The sequence below is a fragment of the Candidatus Mycobacterium wuenschmannii genome, assembly GCF_030252325.1.
Lineage (GTDB): Bacteria > Actinomycetota > Actinomycetes > Mycobacteriales > Mycobacteriaceae > Mycobacterium > Mycobacterium wuenschmannii.
In genome coordinates, this window is sequence record NZ_CP126981.1 from 27,835 (window position 1) to 52,069 (window position 24,235).

Here is a 24,235-nt window from a genome sequence, read left to right on the forward strand (position 1 = left end):
GTCAGCCGTGGCCGATGTGCAGCAGCTTGGCCAGGTTCGGCAGCTTGACACGCGGGCGGCCGTGCGGCTCACCGGCTGATCTCTCGTGCTCGTCGATCAGCTTCCAGTGCGCGTCGGTGACGACCTTCGGCTGACGTTCGATCAGCCACTCGGCGATTTCCGCGCCGTGATCAGTGCTGAATTCGGCCAGATCCGCCGCGGCGGTGAGGTCGGCGATCAGCGCGTCGACGGTGTCCTGTGAGTCCTTCTTGTTGGTGCCGATCACCCCGGAGGGGCCGCGCTTGATCCAGCCGACGACGTATTCGTTGCGGCTGCCGTCGATCCGGCCGTCGCTGTGGGGGATGGTCCCGGTCTTCTCGTCGAACGGCAGCCCTTCCGTGGGCACGCCCCGATAGCCGACCGAACGGACCACCAACTGCACGGGCACCTCTTCGCGTTCGCCGGTGTCCTTTGCGGTGACGCGTCCGTTGTCGTCGGTGACGAGTTCGTTGTGCCCTAGCACGATCTTCTCGACCCGGTCCTCGCCGCCGATCTCGATCGGCGAGGTCTGGAATTTGAACACGATCCGGCGGTGGTCGGGTCGCGGCTCCTTGCCGACGTAGCCCTTGAGCACCTTGATGTTCTGCTTGCAGACCTTGCCGACGGCCGCCGCGTCGTCCTCGGTGATGTGCTCGAAGTCGGCGGGGTCGACGATCACGTCGACGTTCTCCAGGTCGGCCAGCTCGCGCAGTTCCAGCGTGGTGAAAGCGGCCTGCAGCGGGCCGCGGCGACCGACGACGATCACTTCCTTGACGCCGCGGGGGCGCAACGACTCCAGCGCGTGATCGGCGATGTCTGTCTGAGCCAGCTCGTCGGGCTCGGTGACCAGGATGCGCGCGACGTCGAGCGCGACGTTGCCGTTCCCGATGACGACCGCGCGGCTGCCCGAGAGGTCGGGCGTGGAGGCCTCGAAGTGCGGGTGGGCGTTGTACCAGCCGACGAAGTCGACGGCGGCGACGCTGCCTGGCAGCTCTTCACCCGGGATGTTCAGCGGCCGGTCGGCCTGGGCGCCGATCGCGTAGACCACCGCGTCGTACTGCTCGGCCAGTTCGGTGGCGCTGACATGCTCGCCGATGCCGATGTTGCCGAAAAAGCGGAACCGGTCGTCCTCCGCGGTCTTCTCGAACTGCTTGCTGATCGACTTGATCTTCGGGTGGTCGGGCGCGACCCCGGAGCGGACCAGGCCCCACGGCGTCGGCAGCATCTCGAGCATGTCGACGGCGAACTCGAGATTCTCGTCGGAGTCGGCGGCTTTGAGCAGCGAGGCCGCGGCGAAGAATCCCGAGGGACCCGACCCGACGATCGCAACGTGGTAGGGGCGCATAAGCCACGATGCTAAACGTCCGCCCCATTCGCCCGTGGCCAGTCGCACGGGTCGTCTCGATAACCCGGCCGGTAACGTGATCAGGCGTGGACCCCGACCGTCAGGCTGATATCGCAGCTCTCGACTCCACGCTGACCACAGTGGAGCGAGTGCTCGACGTCGACGGTCTGCGCAGCCGAATCGACAAGCTCGAGCACGAGGCCGCCGATCCCAACCTGTGGGACGACCAGGCCCGGGCCCAGCAGGTCACCAGTGAGCTCTCGCACGCCCAGGGCGAACTGCGCCGCGTCGAGGGACTGCGTCAGCGACTCGACGATCTCCCGGTGCTCTACGAGCTGGCGGCTGAGGAGAACGCAGAAGACGCCAAAGCCGAGGCCGACGCCGAACTCAAGGCTCTGCACGCCGACGTCGAGGCGATGGAAGTGCGCACCCTGCTCTCCGGCGAGTACGACGAGCGCGAAGCGCTGCTCAACATCCGCTCCGGTGCCGGCGGGGTGGACGCCGCCGACTGGGCCGAGATGCTGATGCGGATGTACATCCGGTGGGCCGAGCAGCACAAGTACCCCGTCGAGGTGTTCGACACGTCCTACGCCGAAGAGGCCGGCATCAAGAGCGCGACATTCGCAGTGCACGCGCCGTATGCCTACGGCACGCTGTCGGTCGAGCAGGGCACCCATCGGCTGGTGCGGATCAGCCCCTTTGACAACCAAAACCGTAGGCAGACGTCCTTCGCCGAGGTCGAGGTGTTGCCGGTGGTGGAGACCACCGACCACATCGAGATTCCCGAGGGTGATCTGCGGGTAGACGTGTACCGCTCCAGCGGGCCGGGCGGGCAGTCGGTGAACACCACCGACTCCGCGGTTCGACTGACCCACATCCCGACCGGTATCGTCGTGACTTGCCAGAACGAGAAGTCCCAGCTGCAGAACAAGGTTGCAGCGATGCGGGTGCTTCAGGCAAAGTTGTTGGAACGCAAGCGTTTAGAAGAACGTGCCGAGCTCGACGCATTGAAGGGTGACGGCGGCAGCTCCTGGGGAAACCAGATGCGGTCGTATGTGCTGCACCCGTACCAGATGGTCAAAGACCTGCGTACCGAGTTCGAGGTGGGCAACCCGGCGGCCGTTCTCGACGGAGACATCGACGGATTCCTGGAAGCAGGGATCAGGTGGCGTAACAGAAAAGATGACGACTAACACAACGCTCTTGGCGGTGAGTACAGCTCAGCGCTGGCACGACTTCTGGCACGGTGTGCTCGGTCAGTGGATCATCACGCGCGGTCTGCGGCTGATCATGGTGGTGATCGTCGCGATGCTGGCGGTCCGGTTCGTCACCTGGGTCACCGATCAGATCACCCGGCAACTCGACGAGCGCTTCGTCGAGGGCGACGCGCTGGTGCGCTCGGAATCGTCCAAGCACCGGCAGGCCGTCGCGTCGGTCATCCAATGGGTGTCAATCGTGTTGATCGCGATCTGGGGGATCGTCCAGATCGCGAGTGTGCTCAGTTTTTCCGTGTCGGGACTAGTGGCGCCGGCGACCGTCATCGGTGCCGCTCTCGGTTTCGGCGCTCAGCAAGTCGTCCGCGACATCCTGTCCGGTTTCTTCATCATCGTCGAAAAGCAGTACGGTTTCGGCGATTTGGTGACGCTGACGGTGGTGTCGACAACGGAGTGCAGCGGCACGGTGGAGAACGTCACGCTGCGGGTCACGCGGTTGCGTTCGCCCAACGGCGAGGTCCTGACCGTGCCCAACGGTCAGATCGTCAAGGCCGTCAACCAATCCAAGGACTGGGCGCGTGCGGTGGTGGACATCCCGGTTTCGACGAACGTCGACCTCAACAGGGTCGGCGAGGTGCTGCGCCACGAATGCGAGACCGCACTGGACAACCCGGTACTCGGCGAGCTGTTGCTGGACGCCCCGACGCTGATGGGTGTGGAGAGTATCCAGGTCGACACGGTCACCCTCCGAATGGTGGCCCGCACCCTGCCCGGTAAGCAGTTCGAAGCGGGCCGGCAGTTGCGCGTGCTGGTGATCCGGGCGCTGGCCCGCGCCGGCATCGTCACCGCGGCCGACGCGAAGGTCGGCGTCGTCGACGGTCCGGGCGTCGAAGCCGCCAAGGCCGACCAGGAAGAGTTCGAAAAAACCCACGAGCCGGTTCAACGCTGATGAAGCTCACACTCAACGTCCTCGAACGCAACAACCGCGATACGGACAAGCACTGGCCGAACTACATGTTCGGCGGGCGGGTGCGGACGTCCACGCTGGTGTTGATCGTTCTGTTCTTCGCCACGTGGTGGACCTACAACACCTATCGGCCACACCCGCCGCCCCCGGCGGCGCCGGCGGTCGTGCCGCCCGGCTACGTGCCGGATCCCAACTACACATGGGTGCCGCGGACCCGGGTTCAGCAGCCCGAACCCCGGTACGAGACGCCCACGCGCGCGCCGAGCACGACTGTGGTTCCTCCGCCGCCGACGTCGACGTCCCCGACCACAACCACACCGCCGCCGCTGATCCAGCTGCCGGTGCTGCCCCCGCCGTTCGGCCCCGGTACAACGACGCCTAGCCCGTCGCCCGGACCGTCTCCGTCGCCGCGGCCCGCTCCCGCTTTGCCCGGGCTCCCGGGCTTCCCTCGATGACGCGACCTGGCTCGCCCGCGCGGCGGGTCGGCCGAACGTCCGAAGATCACCGTTAGACTGGCGTCCCGTGATGATCACCCTCGACCGTGTCACCAAGCAGTACAAATCGTCGGCGCGACCGGCGTTGGACAACGTCAACCTCAAGATCGACAAGGGTGAATTCGTCTTCCTCATCGGTCCGTCGGGTTCGGGCAAGTCGACCTTCATGCGGTTGCTGCTGGGCGCCGAGACGCCGACCAAGGGCGATGTCCGGGTCTCGAAGTTTCACGTCAACACGCTGCCCGGTCGGCATATCCCAAAGCTGCGCCAGGTGATCGGCTGCGTCTTCCAGGACTTCCGGCTGCTGCAGCAGAAGACGGTGTTCGAGAACGTCGCGTTTGCGCTCGAGGTGATCGGCAAGCGCCCCGACGTGATCAATCGAGTGACGCCGGACGTGCTGGAAATGGTGGGGCTGTCGGGCAAAGCCAACCGCCTGCCCAACGAACTGTCCGGCGGCGAGCAGCAGCGGGTGGCCATCGCGCGCGCCTTCGTCAACAAACCGTTGGTGCTGATCGCCGACGAGCCCACCGGAAACCTCGACCCGGAGACCAGTAACGACATCATGGATCTGCTCGAGCGCATCAACCGCACCGGAACCACGGTCCTGATGGCGACCCACGACCACCACATCGTCGACTCGATGCGGCAGCGTGTGGTCGAGCTGTCGTTGGGGCGATTGGTGCGCGACGAGCAGCGCGGTGTCTACGGGATGGACCGATAAGTGCGTTTCAGCTTTCTCTTCAACGAGGTCCTGAACGGTCTTCGCCGCAACATCACCATGACGGTGGCGATGATCCTCACCACCGCCATCTCGATCGGCTTGTTCGGCGGCGGCCTGCTGGTGGTTCGGCTGGCCGACCACTCGCGCAGCATCTACCTCGACCGGGTCGAGACGCAGGTATATCTCAACGACGACATTTCGGTCAGCAACCCGAACACCTGTCAGACCGACGCGTGCAAGGCGTTGCTCGACAAGATTTCGCACCGCAGCGACGTCAAGGCGGTGACGTACCTCAATCGGCAAGACGCCTACAACGACGCCATTCGCAAGATGCCGCAGTTCAAGGACCTGGCAAGTAAAGACGCGTTCCCGGCGTCCTTCGTCGTCAAGTTGGAGAACCCGGAACAGCACAAGGAATTCAACGACGCACTCAAGAGCGAACCCGGGGTGCAGGGCTTCTTGAACCAGAAGGAACTGATCGACCGGCTGTTCGCGGTGCTCGACGGCTTGTCCAATGCTGCGTTCGCCGTCGCGCTGGTACAGGCCGTTGGCGCAATTCTGTTGATAGCCAACATGGTTCAGGTCGCCGCCTATACGCGGCGCACCGAGGTCGGCATCATGCGACTGGTTGGTGCAACGCGTTGGTACACCCAGTTGCCGTTCCTGGTCGAGTCGATGGTGGCGGCCATCGCGGGTGTCATCATCGCGATCACCGGGCTGCTGATCGTGCGGGCGCTGTTCCTGGACAGCGCGTTGAGCCAGTTCTACCAAGCGCACCTGATCGCCAAAGTGGACTACGCCGACATCCTCTACATCTCGCCGCTGTTGCTGCTCGTCGGTGTGGCGATGGCCGGGGTGACGTCGTATGCGACGTTGCGCCTCTATGTGCGGCGGTAGCGGTGGCCAAGAAGTCGCACGACAAGTCTGTGCCGGCCCGCCAGATCGTCGCGACCAACCGCAAGGCGCGGCACAACTACTCGATCTTGGACGTCTACGAGACCGGCGTAGTTTTAGTCGGCACTGAAGTTAAAAGTTTGCGGGAAGGCAAGGCGTCGTTGGCCGACGCGTTCGCCACCGTCGACGACGGCGAGATTTGGCTCCGCAACCTGCACATTCCGGAGTATCACCACGGCAGCTGGACCAACCATGCGCCGCGCCGCAACCGGAAGCTACTTCTCCACAGGCGCCAGATCGATGTACTCATTGGCAAAATCAAGGATGGTAACCTCGCGCTCGTTCCGTTGTCGATGTATTTCACCGAAGGAAAAGTCAAGGTGGAGCTTGCATTAGCGCGAGGTAAGCAGGCGCACGACAAGCGGCAGGACATGGCCAAGCGGGACGCCCAGCGCGAAGTGATTCGCGAGCTGGGCAGGCGATCCAAGGGCATGAGCTGATCGGGGCGGCCTACGCCCAGCTCTCCGCAATCAGCTACGGCGTCAGTGATTTCGTCGGGGGTGTAGCGTCCCGGCGCTCGGCCGCGTTGCGCATCATGTTGGTGACGTATCCGCTTGCCACACTTTTGCTGGGCGTGCTCGCAGTTACCGCCGGCGGCCCGATCCATCCGGGCGCGGTGCTGTGGGGATCGCTCTACGGAATCAGCCAGGCGATCGGGGTCTACTGGTTCTACGCGGCCGTGAGTGCCGGGCCGATCTCGGTGGTCTCGCCGCTGGCCGCGGTGCTCAACGCGGCCGTCCCCGTCGCGGTCGGGGTGGCGCTCGGCGAGCGACCGAGCGCGGGGGCCTCGCTGGGCGTGGTGGTCGCGATGCTGGCGGTGATCCTGGTCAGCCGCGAATCCCCGGCCGACGAGGACGTCCGTACGCACAGGTTCACCAGCAAGGTGGCGTGGCTGACGATCGGGTCGGGTGTGGCATTCGGGCTGGATTTCGTGCTGCTGCACGAGGCCCCGGTGGCGTGCCGGATGTGGCCGCTGTTCTTCGCCCGCGCCGCGGCGACCGTCCTGGTCATCGCTGTCGCGGCGATGAGCAAGAACCTCGAGCTGCCGTCCAGCACGCCGCTGCGGCTGGCAGTACTCGCGGCGCTGCTGGATACCTGCGCCAACGTGAGCATGCTGATGGCGATCCAGAAGTGGATGTTGTCGCTGGCCAGCATCCTGATCTCGCTGTATCCGGCGACGACGGTCGTGTTGGCCATCATCGTGCTGCGCGAGCGGCTGACCCGATGGCAGGCGTTCGGCATGGTCCTGGCCGGGGTATCGGTCAGCATGATCGCCGCTGCCTGACCTGCCCGCGGGTCTAGCATCAGGCGTTATGGGCAGTGTCACCATTCTCGACAAGGCCGACGTGTTGTCCGGGCTGTTCGGAGTCTGGGACAGCATCGAGCAACTGCTGGACGACCTGACCGAGGAGCAGTGGCAGACGTCGACACCTCTGCCCGGCTGGTGTGTGCACGACGTCGTCGCGCACATGATCGGCACCGAGTCGTCCCTGCAGGGCATCCCCGCGCCCGACGCCGAGATCGACCTGACGACGCTGGACCATGTGCGCAACGATGTGGGCGCAGCCAACGAGCAGTGGGTCCGCCATCTCGGCTCTGAGCCCGGAGATGCCCTGCTGCAACGGTTTCGGGCGATCACCGCGGACCGGTGCGAAACCTTGTCCGGCATGTCCGTCGACGAGTGGAACGCGCCGACGCCCAGTCCGGTCGGTCTGGAGAGCTTCGGGCGCTTCATGCGGGTGCGCCTGTTCGACTGCTGGATGCACGAACAGGACATCCGTGATGGCATCGGATCCAGGTCGCCCGACGCGGAGCTAGGCGGGCCGGCGGCACGACAGTCGCTCGACGAGATCGCGGCGACGATGGGGTACGTCGTGGGCAAGCTCGGCAAGGCGCCCGACGGGTCCCGCGTCGCAATCGAGTTGACCGGCCCGCTGGCCCGCACCATCCGGGTCGCCGTCGACGGTCGGGCTCAAGTCGTCGACGACTTCGGCGGCCTCGAACCCACCGTTTCGATCCGCCTCGATGGCCTGTTGCTGGCCCGACTGGCCGGCGGGCGCACCGATGACACGTCGGGTGTCGCACTCGGCGGCGACACCGAGGTCGGGGCGCGCATCGTGGAGCGTCTCAATTTCGTGATCTGAGCAGGGCTGAACGGTCTCGGCTCTGTCGGCGAAAACGCGTACAATCAACTGTCTTGCCGAAATTCGGCAGGGGTGCGAGGGGCTGAACGGTTTCGACTTCGCGCATCGAATCAAGGGAAGCGTGCCGGTGCAGGCAAGAGACCACCGTAAGCGTCGCTGCAACCATATAAGCGCCGATTCACATCAGCGCGACTACGCACTCGCTGCCTAAGCGACTGCGTGTCTGTCAGACCGGGAGCGCCCTCGGCCCGGACCCTGGCATCAGCTAGAGGGACAAACCCTCGGGTTCGGTCGCGGGACCCGGGGGGACATCAAACAGCGACTGGGATCGTCATCTCGGCTTGTTCGCGTGACCGGGAGATCCAAGTAGAGGCATAGCGAACTGCGCACGGAGAAGTCTTGAGGGAATGCCGTAGGACCCGGGTTCGATTCCCGGCAGCTCCACCAGGAAGGGGCCAGGCCGAAAGGTCTGGCCCTTCTCAATTCGTCAGAGCCCTAAAGGCGGTGAAGTGCATCCACTGCGAGCTGCCGGACAGTCAGGGTTGGGTCAGCTGACGGCGCTCGACAGAGTCGACACGACTTTGCACGGTGCCGGTGAAGCCTTGCTTCAAGGTCGAGCTGTCGGCGCTTGAGGTCGGCGCTTTTCGCCTTCGCGTGCCGCCGTCGCTCGTCGGCCCGTCGCGCCGATTCCGCCGACCACTGTCTGGCGGCCGCGGACTCGTGTACGGCTAACTCCGCCGTCACGACGCAACGCCGACGGCGCGAAGCGCATCCTCCAGCGTCAGATGCAGATCGAAAATTTCGTCCAGATGGGTTCTCTCCATCAGGCGTTGCACGCGGCGGCTCGTGATCAGAACGACGGCAAGCCCCCGGTAGTTCGCCTCGGTGCGCGTCTTCAGAAGGTCAGAAAAGCCGCAGCTGGCGAAGAACGTCACGCCCTGTAGGTCAATGATCACCGGTGGCGCAGGCACCATGCCTTCAGCGGCAGCGAGTGCTTGGTTCAGGTCGCTGTCGAATTTCTCGGACACGGCCAAGTCGATCTCGCCACTGAAGCTGATGACGACCGCATACTGTCGCACGTCAAGAAAGGTAGTGAGCTGTTGCATCGAAGGCTCCGTCACCTCGACCCCGGCCCCGAGGGCGGGAAAGGCTGCCGGGCCGCTTACTACGCCCGCTCAACACGCTGAGTATTACTCAGGGTCGCGGCTTGTGGCAACGATCGAGCCGCGGAAGCGACCGATTGGCTCACCGCACCCGTAGTCCTGCCGGTCCGGGTGCCTGGCGCCGCCGCCTGCTCATGCTGTCGCGCCCGAGACGACGGCGCCAGGTCCCGCTACTTCGCGCCGTTAGCCAGCCATGAATTCGTTGTAAGCCGACTCCAGATCCGGCGACAGGATGGTGGTGTTGCATTGGCGCTGAGTGTCGCCGATCGGTGCGAGGATTCCGCGCAGCTCGACGTATTCCTGCGGGTGAGCAGAGAAGTAGTTGCGCAGGTCGGTCGCCGCCTGGCCGCGGGGTTCGTTCCGCGCCGCGGTCACCACGGCGTTGGCACCCGGGTGGCTACCCAGATACTGGGTGGCCGAGTCGGTCACCGAACTCACCGTGTTCGAGACGCTGCCGGTGCTGCAATCGGGCGCCGCCCAAGCTGTGGGCGCGGCCATGACGCCGGCAGCGAGAGCGGAAAGTACGGAGTAGCCGATGATGTGTCGGCGCGCGGAGTTACCAGTGAATGTGGTCATGAGGTTGAGTCCTTCAGATCGCACTGAGCTTTTCGAGATTGCCGAGATCCGAACGCCAAAGTACGTGGTCGCCGAAACTGTGAATCTTCCGGAAGTCGTTGTGGACGACCGATTTCCGGTACTTGGTGGCGGTTGTGCCAGGTCGACGGCTCGGTTTCTTAACGAGCCCTCAACGGCTCGTGACGAAATTGTGACTCTCGTGCGCCTTTGGTGACGGCCGCATGGTGTATCTCGACAGTCTTCCCAGCGGCCTCGGCGAATTGTCCTATCACGCAAGCCGAGGCGATGTGCTCGCGAATGCCACCCGCGCTGGTTGCGGACAGGGCATCGTCGACGTACTCAGTCAGCTTCCGGCGTGCATTTACGCCAACAGTCGCGAAGTGCTGGCATCCATTCCAATTGTCGGCGATGACGAACCGACCGGCGAGTCCGAGGAGACAGCCGGTTCGACGCGTTGCGCGCCCGGACATATTTCAGGTGACAAAACCGCTGACGTTGCATGTCCCGTTTGCGCGGACCCTGACAGGGAACTCCGTCTCGATGGACCGACGAATAGTTTTGGTGCGCCATGAGTAGCGATGACGATGCCACGTGGAAAGAGTTTCACGATCTCGTCAACATGACGGCGCACCAGCTCGAAAAGTGGCTGGGCACAGACAAATCCAAGGATGTGGGACAGAAGAAAGACAGCAACGAGTCCACTGGGCACCATAGTGGCCGGCGCATCGTGGCTATCCTCAAAATGAAAAAATCCGATGCGTCAACCGAGGACTACGCACACATGCGCAAAGTGGTGGGTTACGTCAAACGTCATTTGGCGCAACGGCCGAAAGGCGATGTCACCGACACTCCTTGGCGCTATTCGCTGTTGAATTGGGGCCATGACCCCAATGAGTCGTAGCATGGCTGGCCCGGTTCGCCTCGATATGCGCAACCGCCTACTTCTGCATCTGGGATCGCGACGCTGGGGTTAGTTCGCGTTATGGCGGGGAACTCGTTGAGGGCTCGTGAGGCTGAGGCCTCACCAGTCTGAATGTCGTTCGCGATGCAGAATCCGTCGCGCCCATTTCGTACGTTTGGGGTGTCGTTTGCTGCGTGTCGCGTCAGTGCCGGAATCGCATGTCTACGTACGCCATCTCGCCGATCCCGCGGCGGCGGCGACTGTTGTGCGGTTACCTGATCCCGTGCCGACCCACGGCAGCACAGTGCCGGGCGCCTGGTGGCCACCGCTGATGCTGGAACCCGATTGGATCGCTACGCATCATCACCAATTCGACGTGTTCCACGTACATTTCGGCTTTGACGCGTTGAGCGCCGACACCCTGGCGAAGGTACTGACCGAATTACGGCGTCGCGGCAAACCCTTGGTGTACACCGCTCATGACCTGCGAAACCCGCATCACCCGGATCCCACGGCGCATCGCGCGCACCTCGATCTGCTGGTCCCGGCTGCAGACGAAGTCATTACGCTGACACCCGGTGCGGCTCAACAGATTCGCCAGCAATGGGACTGTGCCGTGACCGTGCTACCACATCCACACGTCGCTCAACGCTCCCTGATCGAACGAAAACGCCGCCGCAACAGCGAACACTTCACCATTGGCGTACACGTCAAGAGTCTGCGCGCCAATATGGACCCGTTCCCGGTGCTGGACACCCTGGCGGACCTGGTGACCGGGCTCCCGGGAGCTCGACTCCTGATCAATGTGCACGACGAACTGTTCAAACCGGACAACCACTGGTACGCCCCCGACGCCGGCGCCGCACTGATGGCGTATTCCCGCCGTCCGCACGTGCGGGTGATGGTGCACCCATATTTCTCCGAAGCTCAACTGTGGGCCTACCTGTCTGCCCTGAACGTCTCGGTGCTCCCGTACCGGTTCGGGACACACTCGGGATGGCTCGAAGCCTGCTATGACCTCGGCACCGCGGTCGTCGCCCCGCGCTGCGGCTTCTTCGATGAGCAACGCCCCTGCGAGACATACGAATTCAGCGAGCACAGCTTCGATGCGGAATCGCTGAGGGCTGCTGTGCGCCGCCTACATCGGCGATACCGCGAGAACGAGCACCCCCCGCGTGCAACGTGGCCTCAACGGTGTGCCGAGCGCGTCGCGCTAGCTGCGGCCCACCACGATCTCTACCACGCGGTCCGGCAATGAAGCGCGCCCTGCGGATCGCCATCGTCGCGTCTAACCGCTATCCCATCGCGCAACCTTTTGCCGGCGGTTTGGAAGCTCACGTCTGGCACCTGACGCACAGCCTCGTCGCCGCCGGCCACCACGTCAGTTTGTTCGCGGCACCAGGCAGCGACCCCGAACTGGACTGCACCCGACTCTCGGTGCATGAGCTGACGCTCACCCGCACCGCGGCCCATGACGAGTCGATGCCTCATGCCACTTTCATGGCTGATCACCACGCCTACCTGGCACTCATGCTCGACCTCGCGCGGTGCCCCGAGCGCTTCGATGTCATCCACAATCACAGCCTGCACTATCTGCCGGTGGCGCTGGCGCCGACCGTGGATGCGCCCATGCTGGTCTCGCTGCACACACCTCCCACGCCGTGGCTCGAGTCGGCGATAGCCGCCGGCGGCGGCACGTCGGCGCGCTTTGCGGCAGTGAGTCGGCACACCGCGCGCACGTGGTCATCGGTGCTGGCCGACGTCGACGTCGTCCCCAACGGCATCGCCACCGACCAGTGGCCGCTCGGCTCCGGCGGCGACGGACTGGTGTGGTTTGGTCGGCTTACTGCCGAGAAAGGACCGCACTTGGCGATCGAAGCGGCGCGAAAGGCCGGCCGCCGGTTGGTCCTGGCCGGCCCACGCAGCGACCGCGATTTTTTTGACGACGCCATCGCGCCGCGCCTCAGTGAGACCGTGACCTACGCCGGGCATCTATCCCAGCGTGAACTCGCAGGCCTCGTGGGAGCGGCGTCGGCGGCACTGGTGACACCCGTATGGGACGAGCCGTACGGATTAGTGGTCGCCGAGGCGCTGGCGTGTGGCACCCCGGTGGTGGCCTTCGCACGTGGCGGGATTCCCGAACTCGTCGACGACCGCTGCGGGCGTCTCATAGCCGCAGGGGACACCTCGGCGATGGCCGCAGCCGTCGCCGACGCCGAGGCCATATCGCGCATGGACGTGCGACGCTGCGCCGAACAGCGTTGCTCGGAGCAAGCAATGCTCCTGCGCTATGACGCGATGTACACCCAGATGATCGAACGGCATGAGCGACGCGCAGCGTTGACCGCGCGGACGTCATCTGATTGAAGACGGCCGTGGCGGGGAACTCGCTGAGCTGTTATCCGGGTCGGGCCACGGCTCGGTAAGTCCCGCGATGCAGCCCCTGTCGCGTCCCAGTGTGACGAGGGAGTCGTGGTGCTTCGTATCGCGTCCGTGCCGGCTTCCCACGTCTATGTCCAACATCTCAGCGACCCCGCTGCACGCACCAGAGTTGTACGGCTAGCCGATCCGATCCCGGCTGACCGGCGCATCGTGCCCGGTGGGTGGTGGCCGCCGCTCATGTTGGATCCGACCTGGATTGCGGCACATCACCGCGAATTCGACGTGTTTCATGTGCATTTCGGATTCGACACTCTTACATCCGACGCCATGGCTGCGGCGCTGCGCGAGTTGCGCCGAGTCGGCAAACCTCTGGTGTACACCGCGCACGACCTGCGCAACCCGCGCCAGCGCGACGCCACCTCCCAGCACGCACATCTGGACATGTTGATGGCGGCGGCCAACGCGGTCATCACGCTGACTCCCGGTGCGGCAGACAGCATTTGCGCGCGGTGGGACAGGAAGCCCGCTGTGTTGCCGCATCCGCATGTAGTGCAGCGCTGCCTCATTGAACGACGCCGCACCCGCCGCGAGCAATTCGTCGTCGGCGTGCATGTCAAGAGCTTGCGGGCCAACATGGACCCGTTTCCCGTCCTCGATACCCTGGCTGACACGGTGGCCAAGTTGCCCGATGCGGAACTGGTGATCAACGTCCACGACGAAATCTTCGAGCCAGACAGTCACTTCTACGCGCCTGTCGACGGTGCGGCACTGAGGGCTTACGGGAAACGAAACGCGGTTCGGGTCGTGGTCCATCCTTATTTCTCCGAAGCCCAATTATGGTCATACCTGTCTGGGTTGACTGTCTCGGTGCTGCCGTACCGATTCGGTACGCACTCAGGCTGGCTGGAAGCCTGTTACGACCTCGGCACCGCGGTTGTCGCGCCGCGTTGCGGGTTTTATCACGAGCAAAAGCCATGCGAGACATTCGAACTCAGCGAGACGACTTTCGATCCGCAATCGCTGCGGTCGGCGGTGAACCGACTGTACAACCAACACAAAGACCGGCGACCGCCTTCTCGGGCAACGTGGCCGCAGCGTCGGCACGAACGGGTAGCGCTAGCCGCTGCCCATCGCGACATCTACAACGCGGTAAAGAGGGGCCGTGCCGGCAGCGTGTGAACTGCGGCGCGGCACCGACGCCTATGAGGCCTTCGAACTACTGCGCCGAATCTCGCAGTCGTCGAATAGCGAACATGCAACATTGCACTGCGCGATTTCCTTGACCGCCAGAAATGAAACGCGATCAGCCTGACAACAGCTTCGTGACGGCGCGGTTGATTCCTCGCCGCGGCCACCCGGTCGCCCCCGCGGCGGCCAGCGCTGCGCGGGCCGCGTTGCGTCCACAGATTCCATGCACCCCGCCTCCCGGTGATGCGCCCGCGCTGCCGAGGAACACGTTCTGCAGCGGGGTTGTCGCGCCGCCGAATCCAGGAGCGGGACGAAAGACAAGTTGCTGAAACAACTGCGATGTGCCGCCGTTCACGGCGCCGGTGTGCAGATTCGCGTCGCTGTGCTCCAAGTCCGACGGCCGCTGCGTGACCTTGCCGACTATGCGCCCCCGAAATCCCGGGGCGTGCTCCTCGAGGACGCGGTCGACCCTCTCTGCCAACCGCTCGGCGGCATGGTCATCGGCCAGGCCGCGGGGGAGATGTGTGTAGGCCCAAGCACTTTCGGTGCCGGCAGCAGACCGCGTCGCATCCGCTGTAGTCATCTGCCCGAACAAGACGAACGGGTGCTCCGGCAGCGTGCGGGTGTTCAGGTCGGCCATCCAGCGGATCAGTCCGTTGTGGTCGCCGCCCAGGTGCACCGTTCCGGCGTCACTCAGATTCTTTGCGCGCCACGGTATTGGCGAGTCGAGGGCGTAGTTGATCTTCAGCACCGGCGTATCCCACACAAAGCGGTCCAGGCCGTCGCGCAGGCGGGCGGGCAGCGACGCCGCGGGTAGTAGTTGCTGATACAGCTGCGGCGCGGAGGTGTCGGCGATGACCGCGCGTCGGCATCTGACCGATCTGCCACCGGTGGTGCGGACGTCGGTCGCCCGGTCGCCGCTGACGCCGATCGATTCGACGGTCTGAGCGCACTCGATGCGCGCACCCGCGTATTCGGCTCGGCGCACCAGTGCGGCCGTCAGCTGTCCCGCGCCGCCGACCGGGACGGGAAAGCCGCCGCTCTGCGCCAGCATGATCAGCAAGAAACCCATCACACCGCTGGCCGGCGCATCGATGGGCACGTCGGCGTGCATCGCGTTGCCCAACAGGAGCAGACGGGCCGCGTCGCCGGCAAAGAGTCGTTCGGCCATCACCCCGGCGGGCAGCAGCAGCAGATGCGCGAGCCGCAGCGCGTCGGCAGTGCCGAGCCGTCGGAGCAGCCCGATCGGCCCGCGCACCGGCGGAAACGGCGCGAACAGGGTCTGCAACAGTGGTTCTTTGATCCGCTCCCACTCCAGGAAGAGATCACACCAACGTCGCCCGTCGCCCGGCGTATGGCGATCTAATTCACTTGCAGTGCGGTCGATTTCGCGGTAGATGACGGCAGCGTCCTCGTCGGCTCCGCTGCGCGCATGCCCCACCACGGCCGGCGCGTGCGTCCACCGCAAACCGTGGTCTTCGAGCTGCAGAGCTTGTAACGCGGGCGACGCCACCGACAGCGGATAGAAGGCGCTGTAGAGATCGCTTATGTAGCCGGGGATCAGCTCGGCGCTTTTGACCGCGCCGCCCGGCTCGGCTTGTGCTTCGAGGACGATGACGTCCCACCCGGCGTCGGCCAGCATTGCCGCGGCCACCAACCCGTTGTGCCCAGCGCCGATGACGACCGCGTCCGCACTGTCACTGACCCCGGCGCTACTCGGCGTCATCGGGGGTTCGACGTTCGGCGATCATTGCGAGACGGGCGGTGCATTCCCGGTTGCGCGGAAACGCGGCCGCCAGCGCCAGCCGCTTCGGCACCCATCCCAGCGGGGCGCCGACGGGGACTTCGGCCATCTCGATGCGGCAGCCGCCGTCGCCAAGGTCGAACAGCCGCATCGTAATTCGTGCTTTGCCGAAAGGTCTTCCTTTGGCTTGCAGCACCAGCAACCGTGGAGGCTCACAGTCCTCGACGATCGTTGTGTCGTTCAGCAGCAGTGGCCAGACACCGACGGAATGGCGGATGGTGCTACCGGTCTGCGGCCAGTGCGGATCGACGGCACGCATGCGACTGTTGCCGACCACCCATTGCGAGTAGGTCCACCCGTCGGCGATCGCGGCCCACACGTCGGCGCGACTGGCCGTGGTGTTCCGCTTGACCGCCATTGCGCGTTCGAGTTCTTGAGTCACCGTCGAATCCTTTGGCTTGCTGCTACTTTCCGAGCGGGATGGTAAAGATTCGGTTGCCCATTGCTTTCAATGAATCCGGCAGGACACGCAACGCGGCGCCCATCAGTTTGCTGGTGAACGAAGACGCCACAACCTTTTGCTGACCGCGATTCATCGCGAGATATCCCTGCCTCGCGGTGTCGGCCGGATCGTCTTTGAAGGGCAGGCGGGCCAAGACGGTGCCCGCCATGTCATTACGGCGGAAGAACTCGGTGTCGGTCGGTCCCGGCATCAGCGACGTCACCGACACCCCGGTGCCGCGGAATTCGTCGTGCAGGCCTTCGGCGAAGGATTGGATGAACGACTTGGAGGCGTTGTACATCGTCTGGTGGGATCCGGGCATCATCGCGACGACCGACGAGGTGAACAGTGCCTGGCCCTGGTTCCGCCACGCCATATCTCGCAAGACGAGCTTGGCGAGGTGCACCGTCGAGCGTACGTTGACATCAATGATGTCGAGATCTCGCTGTGCAGAGCCGTCGATGAATCGGCCCGTTCGACCAATGCCGACGTTAAACGCCATCGCCGCCGGCGCGCGGGTGCCGCCTTGGCTGACAACGTCGTAGACTCGTTCGACTGCGCCGTCGTCCCGCATGTCCTGCTGCACGGCTTCGATGGTGATGCCGCCGTCAGCGAGTTCCGCTGCGGCAGAATGGATGGCGTCATCCTCGGCGACGATCACGAGATCGTAGTTGTCGGCCGCGAACAGGCGGGCAAGCTCGAGGCCAATGCCGCTCGATGCGCCGGTCACCACCGCCAACTGCATGTCTTGCTGGGGCATGTCCGTGTCAACCGTTGTCGGTCAGTCGCGTCCCGGATGCAGGCTCGGCGGCCCACTCCAGGGTCAGCTGGTTGAGTGTCATGGGGAGCGGTCGATCCGGGGACAGGTGCGGGGTCGACTGAAGCGTCAGGCGCAGCTGGGTCAATAGCTGGGCGATCACCGTCGACGTCACGAACAGCACCAGATTGCGACCGGGGCATTCGGCAGGACCGGCGCTGAACGGCGCGAGTTGCCGGTAGAGGTGCGCGGTGCCGTCGAGCCAGATCTCGGGAACGAACCGGTGCGCGAACGGCAGCAGCTGGTCGTCGCGGTGAAACGCCGGTGTCACGATCATGACTCCGGTGCCGGCGGCGATGGTGAATCGGTCGCCGTCACTGTCCCATTCGGTGTCCTCGACGGTGTCGCGAAGGATCGTTGGCGTGGTGGGCCACAGACGCACCGACTCCAACACGGCCGCGCGAAGGAACTCTCTCGTCTGCGGGGAATGCGGCGCAGCGGAGTCCTCGATGGCGCGCCATAGGGCATCGGGATGTGTCGACAACAGTGCGAGCGCCCGCATCAGTGCCATTCCGGCCGCGTCGAAGGCGAACATCCACTGCGGCATCTGGCCCACCGGGTCGATCGCCCCACCAGCCGGCACCTGGGCCAAAGCGCCGGCCAGGGTATTGGGATGCGGGTTTTCCGCGTAGCCCTGGAGGTGTTCGAGGAATCGCGATCGGCGCCGATATTGCGGCAACGCCAGAAACGACCAGTTGCCGGCTTTGCGTAGATGCATCAACTCATCGGTGATCGTTTCGTCGTCGCGCGCATCAGGACCCAGCATCACCCGGCGTACCAGGCGCCACCACCCGGTCATGAACCGTGATGACGTCAGCGTCCCGGTGCGCCGCGCCTCGGTGGCGATGGCATCGACTTCCTCGGCGATGACAAGAGAGAAGTCGCCGGCGAGATGATGTATCTCGTCGCCGAAATCCAGGGCGGACTCGTTGAGCTCTCGCCGCTGCCGACGGATCGGTCCCTGGGTGATCAAGACGCCGTGCGGCTGAAACCATTGCAGCGCTTTGCGTTTCTCGAGGTTGGCGGGGTGGAAGGGGGCAGGCGAATCGTCGAGCACGCGGCCGACGTCGTTGGGGTCGAGAATCACGAGGATTCGGCGGCCGGGCAGCACCAGTTCGACCGGCCCGCGGCCGAATTCTCCTCGTAACTTTTTCATTCGGGCTACCGCGCGACGATCGGCTTGGGCCGTTTCGAGCACCCGCACCGCGGGCCGGCGACGGGCCAGCACGCCGGCGGCGATCGACGACAAACCGAGGTCCGCCAGCGCCGCGACCGCTCGCGGGCCGGTGAGGCGGTGCCCGCGGGCAGCCGCGTCACCGCGTGTGTTCTGTTGGTGCGCAACCTGATGCGTCATCTATCGAACCGCCCTCAACCGACGGCTATCGACCGAGCGTTGATGCTTGTCGTGCTGCGCGGCGAATTCTGCGAACGCCGCGCATGCGCGCGAGACCGGATATGGCGTCGGGCGGCCGTTGCGAACCGCGTGGCACACGCCAAGGAGTGCCAACGTCAGACGGGCATCCGCGAGAACGGTGATGGGTGGCATGATCCCGCCGGCGAGCACTCGATTGAGAGCGACCTTGAATACGTGGACCAGATCGTCATACGACAGTCGCGCGTCGCGACCTTCCATGGGGCGTCTCCTCTAGACCACGTGATCTGTATCGAGTGGACGACTCGCGTCTTAGCGCCCTCACTGGAAGCTGCTGACTACCCCCAACACGGGCGCACGCAAACGTGGAAGCTCCGTATAACGGCGGTGCACGGGTGCTCAACTGCACTGGGTGCGCCCGGCGCGCGGACTGCGCACAATCGGAGAATGACCACACCCGCGCAGATACTGTCCGATGACGAACGTGTCGGAATCGACGCGTATTGGCGCGCGGCCAACTATGTGTCGGTGGGACAGATCTACCTGCTCGACAACCCCTTGCTGCGGGAACCGCTGACCGCGGAGCATGTCAAACCCCGCCTGCTGGGGCACTGGGGCACCACCCCGGGGCTGAATCTGCTGTATGCACACCTGAACCGCGTCATCCGGAACCGCGACGCGAACGTCATTTTCATCACCGGTCCCGGCCACGGCGGCCCCGGTCTGGTTGCCAACGCGTACCTCGAAGGCACCTACAGCGAGATTTACACCGGCGTCGAAGAGACCGCCGAGGGCTTACGAAAACTGTTCCGACAGTTCTCTTTTCCCGGCGGAATTCCCAGCCATGTGGCGGCTCAGACCCCGGGCTCCATCCACGAGGGAGGCGAACTCGGATACTCGCTGGTGCACGCATACGGTGCGGCGTTCGACAACCCCGACCTAGTTGTCGCCTGCGTTGTCGGCGACGGTGAGGCGGAGACCGGCCCGCTCGCAGCGGGCTGGCACTCGAATAAGTTCCTCGACCCCATCAGCGACGGGGCGGTGCTGCCGATCCTGCACCTGAATGGTTACAAAATCGCGAACCCGACCGTGCTGGCCCGTATTCCGCACGGCGAACTCGAGTCGCTGCTCCGCGGCTACGGGTACCACCCGATCACAGTTGCCGGAGACGACCCCGCCGACGTCCACCAGCAACTCGCAGCCGCCCTCGACGACGCCTTCGACACGATCTCCGCGATACAGCACGATGCTCGCGAATCCGGCGTGACCGAGCGGCCGGTTTGGCCGATGATCGTGCTGCGCACGCCGAAAGGCTGGACCGGTCCGGAACAGGTCGACGGCAAACAGGTGGAGGGGACGTGGCGCGCCCACCAGGTGCCGCTGCCAGAAACACGGGACAACCCCACCCATCGCGCGCAACTTGAAGACTGGCTACGCCGCTACGCGCCGGAGGAGTTGTTCGACGCCGACGGTGCGTTGCGGCCTGAGCTGCGTGCGTTGGCACCGACCGGAACCCGCCGCATGAGTGCCAACCCGCACGCCAATGGTGGCCTGCTGCTGCACGATCTGGACCTGCCAGATTTCCGGGACTACGCGGTGCCCGTCGCCGCGCCCGGCACCGAAACCCACGAAGCAACCCGGGTGCTCGGGACGTATTTGCGTGACGTGATCGCCCGCAACGGCGATCGATTCCGCCTTATGGGACCCGACGAGACCGCGTCGAATCGGCTTGATGCGGTGTATGACTCGACCGACAAGGCCTGGCAGGCGCAGCGACTGCCGACCGACGAGAACCTGTCGCGGTCGGGCCGCGTGATGGAAATACTTTCCGAGCACCTCTGCCAGGGTTGGCTGGAAGGCTACCTACTCACCGGGCGGCACGGCTTATTCAACTGCTACGAGGCCTTTGTGCACATTGTCGACTCGATGCTCAACCAGCACGCTAAATGGCTGGCCACCAGCCGGGAGCTGACCTGGCGCCAACCCATCGCATCGCTCAATTATCTACTCAGTTCCCATGTTTGGCGCCAAGACCACAACGGCGCCACCCATCAGGACCCCGGGTTTATCGACCTGGTCGCGAACAAGCGCGCCGAGATCACGCGGGTCTACCTGCCGCCGGACGGGAACACGCTGTTGTCCGTCGCGGATCACTGCCTGCGCAGCCGCGACTACGTCAACGTCATCGTGGCCGGTAAACAACCCGCACTGGCCTACCTCGACATGGACGCGGCGGTCGCACACTGCACCCGAGGCCTGGGCATTTGGCAGTGGGCCAGCAGCGCGACCGCCGAACCCGACGTCGTTCTCGGCTGCGCCGGCGACATTCCAACACTGGAGACACTGGCCGCGGCCGACATCTTGCGTCGCGAATTACCCGATCTGGCTGTTCGCGTCGTCAACGTCGTGGACCTGATGCGGCTGCAGCCGGACTCAGAACACCCACATGGCTTACCGGACAACGAGTTCGACGCGCTGTTCGGCACTCACACGCCGGTCATCTTCGCCTACCACGGTTACCCGTGGCTGATCCACCGGTTGACCTACGGCCGAGCCAACCACGATCACGTGCACGTTCGGGGTTTCAAAGAGCGAGGCACCACGACGACGCCGTTCGACATGGTGATGCTGAACGATCTCGATCGCTTCCATTTGGTCATGGACGTCATCGACCGGGTGGACGGGTTGGCGGTCAATGCCGCGGTGCTACGCCAGCAGATGGCCGACGCTCGTCTTGATGCCCGCCGCTACACCCGTGAACACGGCGAAGACGATCCGCGGATCTCCGGCTGGACCTGGGCATCGGACGGGCCCGGGGTTGCTCAGGCCAATTGAGGTAAGACATCGCGCTGCCACGATTCGAAGAACCCTTCCAGATCCGGTCCGATCTGCTGCACGTAGACCTCATCGACACCCGCGTCCAGGTACTGCCGAAGTTGCGCTGCGTGCTGTTCGGGGTCTGGGCCCGACGTCACGGATTCGGCGACGGCGTCTTTGGGCACCAATTGGCTGGCCGCTTCGAAATCCTTGGGCCTCGGCAGGATCTGCGACAGTTGGCCCGGCAGACTCTCATTGGCCCACAGGTGGTGGGCGATGTCTAGTCCCTTGTCGGCGTCGCGGTCCCAACTGACCTTCGTGCCGGCCTGCACCGGCTTGTCACCGCCGCCGGCGTCGCGGAACGCTTTGATTAGGTCGGCGTCCGGCGTCGCGGTGGCAAATCCGTCACCGATCCGGCCGGCCAGCTCAGCGGCCTGCGGCCCGAATCCCGACACATATATCGGCATTGAATCCTCGGGCAGCGTGTAGAGCCGGGCCTCCTGGACCTCGTAATGCTTTCCGTGATGGCTGATTTCATCGCCGCGGTGCAACTGCCGAATGACGTCGACCGCTTCCTCGAGCATGCTCAGCCGTTTTCCGACCGAGGGCCAGGGGTCGCCGAGAACGTGCTCGTTAAGCGCTTCGCCACTGCCCACACCGAGCACGAACTTGCCGCCCAATTGGACCGCCGCCGTTGCTGCTGCGTGCGCGACGATGGCCGGGTGCATCCGGACGGTCGGACAAGTGACCGCGGTCGAGACTGGCAGCGACGTGACCTGCGACAGCGCGCCGATAACCCCCCACACGAACGGACTGTTGCCCTGCCGGTCGGTCCACGGATGGAAGTGATCCGAGATCCACAGTGCGTCAAAGCCTGCCGCCTCAGCCCGCTTCGCTTGATCCACAAGCTCTTTCGGTCCGAACTGTTCGCATGACAAGAAGTATCCGATTTTCGACATCACAGCGGGTACCCGACCCACACGGCGCCTACGCCAGGTTTAGCCATAATCGGGACGGGAACTTCTCATTCATCGCACAAGACGACCGCCGCAGCCGTCGGCCCGAACTCGACCCAGAGACGACTCTGCCGAGCGAATCGCCCAACCGTCGAGCCGGATTCGCCGACCTTCGCTCCTACGCAGCGATCGGTGACGGCCGCACCATCGCACTCGTCGCCCTCGACGGGGCGATCGACTGGCTGCCGCTGCCTGACCTCGACTCCATGCCTGTCTTCGCCGCCCTTCTCGACCAATTCAACGGCGGCAGAATTGAATTGACGCCCACCGTGCCGTTCACGTCGCGCCGGCGTTATGTCGGCGACACCAACGTACTGGAGACAACATTCGTCACCGAGTCCGGATGTGTCCAGGTGACCGATGCACTCAACGTCGGGGTAGCGGGTCGCCTGCCCTGGTCGGAACTCGGCCGCCGGATAGAGGGTGTCTCTGGGACAGTGCCGATGCGCTGGTGCGTGGCGCCGGGCACGCGGTTGAACACCGCATCACCGTGGGCGCGCGACACCCCGCACGGCACCGTGTGTCGGATCGCGGATTTGACGGTATCGGTGTGCGTCTCCGACGGAATGACCGTCGATCGCACCGACCAGTCCGTGTCAGGAACGTTCGAGATGGCGCACGGCGATCGGCGCATCATCGGACTCGTCGCGTCCGAAGCCGAACCCCTCATGCTGTCCGACGCGCGAAACATCGATCGCGGCATCGATCGCACCGTCACCGCCTGGTCGCAATGGTTCTCCCAACTCGGCTCACACGGACCCTGGGATGCCGCGCTGCATCGCAGCGCGTTGGCGCTCAAGTTGCTGATCTATGCCCCGACTGGGGCAATCGCGGCGGCAGCGACCACGTCGCTCCCCGAGTGCCTGGCCGGCGGAAAGAACTGGGACTATCGCTACGCGTGGATCCGTGACGCGGCCTACACCTTGTCGGCGTTGCGCCGCTTGGGAATTCGTGAAGAGACCCACGCCGCCGTCAGCTGGTTGCTGCGCACGGTGCGTCAACACGGCCCTCAGGTCGGGGTGTTCTTCACACTCGACGGCTCGGTGCCCGAGGACATCGTCACCCATGAGGTTCCGGGATGGCGCGGCATCGAACCTGTCGTCACCGGAAATTGGGCGCGGTGCCAGCGCCAACTCAGCATTTTTGCCGACCTGTTCGACATGGTTCGCCTCTACGTCGACGCCGGCCATGTTCTCGATACCGATACCGGCCATCTGATGGCCGATTGGGCCGATCAGGCTTGCGACGACTGGCGCAGGCGCGACGCCGGAATGTGGGAACTCAGCGAACAACAGCACTTCACCAGCTCCAAAATCGGCTGCTGGCAAGCCCTTCGGTGCGCGGTCCACCTCGTCGACGTCGGCCAGATTCCGGGAGACGCGAGCCGGTGGGCCGCAGAAGCCGACCGTATCGCGGAATGGGTAGACCGCAACTGCTGGTCTGATGAACTGCAGAGCTACGAGTGGTACCCGGGTAGCGGGCAGCTCGATGCATCAGTCCTTCTGCACGCCGGGAGCGGCTTCAACCGCGGCGCGCGGATGTCGGCCACGATCGATGCCATCCGCCGTGAGTTGAGCGTCGGACCACTCATGTACCGGTACAGCGGCGCCCGCGAGGAAGGTGAGGGCACCTTTGTTGCATGCGCGTTCTGGACGGTCTCGGCACTGCATCACGTGGGCCGCAACGATGAAGCCCGCACACTCATGGACACGTTGGTTGCGCTGACCAACGACGTCGGCATACTCGCCGAAATGATCGATCCCTCCGACAACGCGTTCCTCGGCAACCTCCCGCAGGGGCTGTCGCACCTCGCACTCATCGGCGCCGCACTGGATCTGGGGGAGTAGGCGCGGTAAACAGCCGATAGCCGGCGTGCGAAGCGCAGGGCCGCTATGCGAAG

At 64.6% G+C, this 24,235-nt stretch carries 24 protein-coding genes and 1 other RNA gene; 16 read left to right on the forward strand and 9 right to left on the reverse strand.

From position 1 onward, the window contains the following. Position 1: 1 nt before the first annotated feature. Positions 2 to 1,363, reverse strand: coding sequence for an FAD-dependent oxidoreductase (locus tag PT015_RS00160; protein WP_285187968.1), 1,362 nt, complete (start codon positions 1,361 to 1,363; stop codon positions 2 to 4). A gap of 86 nt (positions 1,364 to 1,449) precedes the next feature. Between PT015_RS00160 and prfB the strand changes: the two genes are divergently transcribed. The 9 genes from prfB (at position 1,450) to ssrA (ending at position 8,304) form a co-directional block, all read left to right on the forward strand. After that, the gene (prfB, locus tag PT015_RS00165; protein ID WP_285187969.1) at positions 1,450 to 2,556 is read left to right on the forward strand and encodes a peptide chain release factor 2; all 1,107 of its coding nucleotides are present in this window, start codon (positions 1,450 to 1,452) and stop codon (positions 2,554 to 2,556) included. After that, on the forward strand, positions 2,546 to 3,526 hold the full coding sequence (locus tag PT015_RS00170; protein WP_285187971.1) for a mechanosensitive ion channel family protein: 981 nt from the start codon (positions 2,546 to 2,548) through the stop codon (positions 3,524 to 3,526). Before prfB ends, PT015_RS00170 begins: the two co-directional genes overlap by 11 nt. Further along, entirely contained in the window at positions 3,526 to 3,999 is a 474-nt protein-coding gene (locus PT015_RS00175) for a hypothetical protein (protein ID WP_285187972.1), read from the forward strand. Before PT015_RS00170 ends, PT015_RS00175 begins: the two co-directional genes overlap by 1 nt. A gap of 70 nt (positions 4,000 to 4,069) precedes the next feature. Beyond that, entirely contained in the window at positions 4,070 to 4,759 is a 690-nt protein-coding gene (gene ftsE, locus PT015_RS00180) for a cell division ATP-binding protein FtsE (protein WP_285191267.1), read from the forward strand. Continuing rightward, on the forward strand, positions 4,760 to 5,656 hold the full coding sequence (gene ftsX / locus PT015_RS00185; protein WP_285187974.1) for a permease-like cell division protein FtsX: 897 nt from the start codon (positions 4,760 to 4,762) through the stop codon (positions 5,654 to 5,656). Positions 5,657 to 5,685: 29 nt separating this feature from the next. After that, positions 5,686 to 6,153 carry an SsrA-binding protein SmpB gene (gene smpB, locus PT015_RS00190; protein ID WP_285191268.1) on the forward strand — a complete coding sequence of 156 codons (468 nt, stop codon included), beginning with the start codon at positions 5,686 to 5,688 and terminating at the stop codon, positions 6,151 to 6,153. Continuing rightward, the gene (locus PT015_RS00195) at positions 6,150 to 6,998 is read left to right on the forward strand and encodes an EamA family transporter (RefSeq protein ID WP_390888060.1); all 849 of its coding nucleotides are present in this window, start codon (positions 6,150 to 6,152) and stop codon (positions 6,996 to 6,998) included. Before smpB ends, PT015_RS00195 begins: the two co-directional genes overlap by 4 nt. A 28-nt stretch (positions 6,999 to 7,026) precedes the next feature. Beyond that, positions 7,027 to 7,857, forward strand: a complete 831-nt coding sequence (locus PT015_RS00200; RefSeq protein ID WP_285187975.1) for a maleylpyruvate isomerase family mycothiol-dependent enzyme — start codon at positions 7,027 to 7,029, stop codon at positions 7,855 to 7,857. A gap of 78 nt (positions 7,858 to 7,935) precedes the next feature. Next, positions 7,936 to 8,304: a transfer-messenger RNA gene (gene ssrA / locus PT015_RS00205) on the forward strand. A gap of 293 nt (positions 8,305 to 8,597) precedes the next feature. Here ssrA and PT015_RS00210 read toward each other — a convergent pair. Then, entirely contained in the window at positions 8,598 to 8,963 is a 366-nt protein-coding gene (locus PT015_RS00210) for an STAS domain-containing protein (RefSeq protein ID WP_285187976.1), read from the reverse strand. A gap of 240 nt (positions 8,964 to 9,203) precedes the next feature. After that, on the reverse strand, positions 9,204 to 9,596 hold the full coding sequence (locus PT015_RS00215; RefSeq protein WP_285187977.1) for a heme-binding protein: 393 nt from the start codon (positions 9,594 to 9,596) through the stop codon (positions 9,204 to 9,206). Positions 9,597 to 9,817: 221 nt separating this feature from the next. On the opposite strand from PT015_RS00215, the gene PT015_RS00220 reads away from it, so the two are divergent. From PT015_RS00220 to PT015_RS00240, 5 genes are all read left to right on the forward strand, one after another. Next, the gene (locus PT015_RS00220; protein ID WP_285187978.1) at positions 9,818 to 10,168 is read left to right on the forward strand and encodes a DUF2795 domain-containing protein; all 351 of its coding nucleotides are present in this window, start codon (positions 9,818 to 9,820) and stop codon (positions 10,166 to 10,168) included. Then, positions 10,165 to 10,497 carry a DUF3140 domain-containing protein gene (locus PT015_RS00225; RefSeq protein ID WP_285187979.1) on the forward strand — a complete coding sequence of 111 codons (333 nt, stop codon included), beginning with the start codon at positions 10,165 to 10,167 and terminating at the stop codon, positions 10,495 to 10,497. The genes PT015_RS00220 and PT015_RS00225 overlap by 4 nt, the downstream gene beginning before the upstream one ends. Before the next feature lie 187 nt (positions 10,498 to 10,684). Further along, a complete protein-coding gene (locus PT015_RS00230; RefSeq protein WP_285187980.1) occupies positions 10,685 to 11,755 on the forward strand; it encodes a glycosyltransferase in 1,071 nt (356 codons plus the stop codon). After that, complete coding sequence (locus tag PT015_RS00235) at positions 11,752 to 12,864, forward strand: glycosyltransferase (protein WP_285187981.1); 1,113 nt, start codon at positions 11,752 to 11,754, stop codon at positions 12,862 to 12,864. The genes PT015_RS00230 and PT015_RS00235 overlap by 4 nt, the downstream gene beginning before the upstream one ends. A gap of 108 nt (positions 12,865 to 12,972) precedes the next feature. After that, positions 12,973 to 14,058 carry a glycosyltransferase family protein gene (locus PT015_RS00240; RefSeq protein WP_285190840.1) on the forward strand — a complete coding sequence of 362 codons (1,086 nt, stop codon included), beginning with the start codon at positions 12,973 to 12,975 and terminating at the stop codon, positions 14,056 to 14,058. A gap of 124 nt (positions 14,059 to 14,182) precedes the next feature. On the opposite strand, the gene PT015_RS00245 is transcribed toward PT015_RS00240, so the two are convergent. Genes PT015_RS00245 through PT015_RS00265 form a run of 5 tightly spaced genes read right to left on the reverse strand, consistent with a single transcriptional unit; the run spans position 14,183 to position 18,763 of the window. Continuing rightward, entirely contained in the window at positions 14,183 to 15,793 is a 1,611-nt protein-coding gene (locus tag PT015_RS00245) for a phytoene desaturase family protein (protein ID WP_285187982.1), read from the reverse strand. Beyond that, positions 15,780 to 16,229 (reverse strand): SRPBCC family protein, encoded by a 450-nt coding sequence (locus PT015_RS00250; RefSeq protein WP_285190841.1) that lies wholly within the window; start codon positions 16,227 to 16,229, stop codon positions 15,780 to 15,782. Before PT015_RS00250 ends, PT015_RS00245 begins: the two co-directional genes overlap by 14 nt. A 46-nt stretch (positions 16,230 to 16,275) precedes the next feature. Further along, on the reverse strand, positions 16,276 to 17,058 hold the full coding sequence (locus tag PT015_RS00255) for an SDR family NAD(P)-dependent oxidoreductase (RefSeq protein WP_285190842.1): 783 nt from the start codon (positions 17,056 to 17,058) through the stop codon (positions 16,276 to 16,278). Positions 17,059 to 17,080: 22 nt separating this feature from the next. Next, positions 17,081 to 18,484: a cytochrome P450 gene (locus PT015_RS00260; protein WP_285187984.1), complete on the reverse strand. Its 1,404-nt coding sequence runs from the start codon at positions 18,482 to 18,484 to the stop codon at positions 17,081 to 17,083. Next, positions 18,485 to 18,763 carry a hypothetical protein gene (locus tag PT015_RS00265; RefSeq protein ID WP_285187986.1) on the reverse strand — a complete coding sequence of 93 codons (279 nt, stop codon included), beginning with the start codon at positions 18,761 to 18,763 and terminating at the stop codon, positions 18,485 to 18,487. A gap of 186 nt (positions 18,764 to 18,949) precedes the next feature. On the opposite strand from PT015_RS00265, the gene PT015_RS00270 reads away from it, so the two are divergent. Continuing rightward, positions 18,950 to 21,337 carry a phosphoketolase family protein gene (locus tag PT015_RS00270; RefSeq protein ID WP_285187987.1) on the forward strand — a complete coding sequence of 796 codons (2,388 nt, stop codon included), beginning with the start codon at positions 18,950 to 18,952 and terminating at the stop codon, positions 21,335 to 21,337. On the opposite strand, the gene PT015_RS00275 is transcribed toward PT015_RS00270, so the two are convergent. Further along, entirely contained in the window at positions 21,325 to 22,278 is a 954-nt protein-coding gene (locus PT015_RS00275; protein WP_285187988.1) for a TIGR03557 family F420-dependent LLM class oxidoreductase, read from the reverse strand. The two genes, PT015_RS00270 and PT015_RS00275, sit on opposite strands and share 13 nt — an antisense overlap. On the opposite strand from PT015_RS00275, the gene PT015_RS00280 reads away from it, so the two are divergent. After that, positions 22,251 to 24,182: a glycoside hydrolase family 15 protein gene (locus PT015_RS00280; protein ID WP_285187989.1), complete on the forward strand. Its 1,932-nt coding sequence runs from the start codon at positions 22,251 to 22,253 to the stop codon at positions 24,180 to 24,182. The two genes, PT015_RS00275 and PT015_RS00280, sit on opposite strands and share 28 nt — an antisense overlap. Positions 24,183 to 24,235 lie beyond the last annotated feature (53 nt).

Excerpts from the sequence above, each read along its gene's own strand:
- PT015_RS00275 (WP_285187988.1), bottom strand. The coding sequence starts at position 22,278 with ATGTCGAAAATCGGATACTTCTTGTCATGCGAACAGTTCGGACCGAAA.
- PT015_RS00235 (WP_285187981.1), top strand. The coding sequence starts at position 11,752 with ATGAAGCGCGCCCTGCGGATCGCCATCGTCGCGTCTAACCGCTATCCC.
- PT015_RS00175 (WP_285187972.1), top strand. The coding sequence starts at position 3,526 with ATGAAGCTCACACTCAACGTCCTCGAACGCAACAACCGCGATACGGAC.
- PT015_RS00220 (WP_285187978.1), top strand. The coding sequence starts at position 9,818 with ATGGTGTATCTCGACAGTCTTCCCAGCGGCCTCGGCGAATTGTCCTAT.
- PT015_RS00250 (WP_285190841.1), bottom strand. The coding sequence starts at position 16,229 with ATGGCGGTCAAGCGGAACACCACGGCCAGTCGCGCCGACGTGTGGGCC.
- PT015_RS00255 (WP_285190842.1), bottom strand. The coding sequence starts at position 17,058 with ATGCAGTTGGCGGTGGTGACCGGCGCATCGAGCGGCATTGGCCTCGAG.
- PT015_RS00160 (WP_285187968.1), bottom strand. The coding sequence starts at position 1,363 with ATGCGCCCCTACCACGTTGCGATCGTCGGGTCGGGTCCCTCGGGATTC.
- PT015_RS00265 (WP_285187986.1), bottom strand. The coding sequence starts at position 18,763 with ATGGAAGGTCGCGACGCGCGACTGTCGTATGACGATCTGGTCCACGTA.
- ftsE (WP_285191267.1), top strand. The coding sequence starts at position 4,070 with ATGATCACCCTCGACCGTGTCACCAAGCAGTACAAATCGTCGGCGCGA.
- PT015_RS00260 (WP_285187984.1), bottom strand. The coding sequence starts at position 18,484 with ATGACGCATCAGGTTGCGCACCAACAGAACACACGCGGTGACGCGGCT.
- PT015_RS00210 (WP_285187976.1), bottom strand. The coding sequence starts at position 8,963 with ATGCAACAGCTCACTACCTTTCTTGACGTGCGACAGTATGCGGTCGTC.
- PT015_RS00270 (WP_285187987.1), top strand. The coding sequence starts at position 18,950 with ATGACCACACCCGCGCAGATACTGTCCGATGACGAACGTGTCGGAATC.
- PT015_RS00215 (WP_285187977.1), bottom strand. The coding sequence starts at position 9,596 with ATGACCACATTCACTGGTAACTCCGCGCGCCGACACATCATCGGCTAC.
- PT015_RS00245 (WP_285187982.1), bottom strand. The coding sequence starts at position 15,793 with ATGACGCCGAGTAGCGCCGGGGTCAGTGACAGTGCGGACGCGGTCGTC.
- PT015_RS00225 (WP_285187979.1), top strand. The coding sequence starts at position 10,165 with ATGAGTAGCGATGACGATGCCACGTGGAAAGAGTTTCACGATCTCGTC.
- PT015_RS00280 (WP_285187989.1), top strand. The coding sequence starts at position 22,251 with ATGACAAGAAGTATCCGATTTTCGACATCACAGCGGGTACCCGACCCA.
- PT015_RS00170 (WP_285187971.1), top strand. The coding sequence starts at position 2,546 with ATGACGACTAACACAACGCTCTTGGCGGTGAGTACAGCTCAGCGCTGG.
- PT015_RS00200 (WP_285187975.1), top strand. The coding sequence starts at position 7,027 with ATGGGCAGTGTCACCATTCTCGACAAGGCCGACGTGTTGTCCGGGCTG.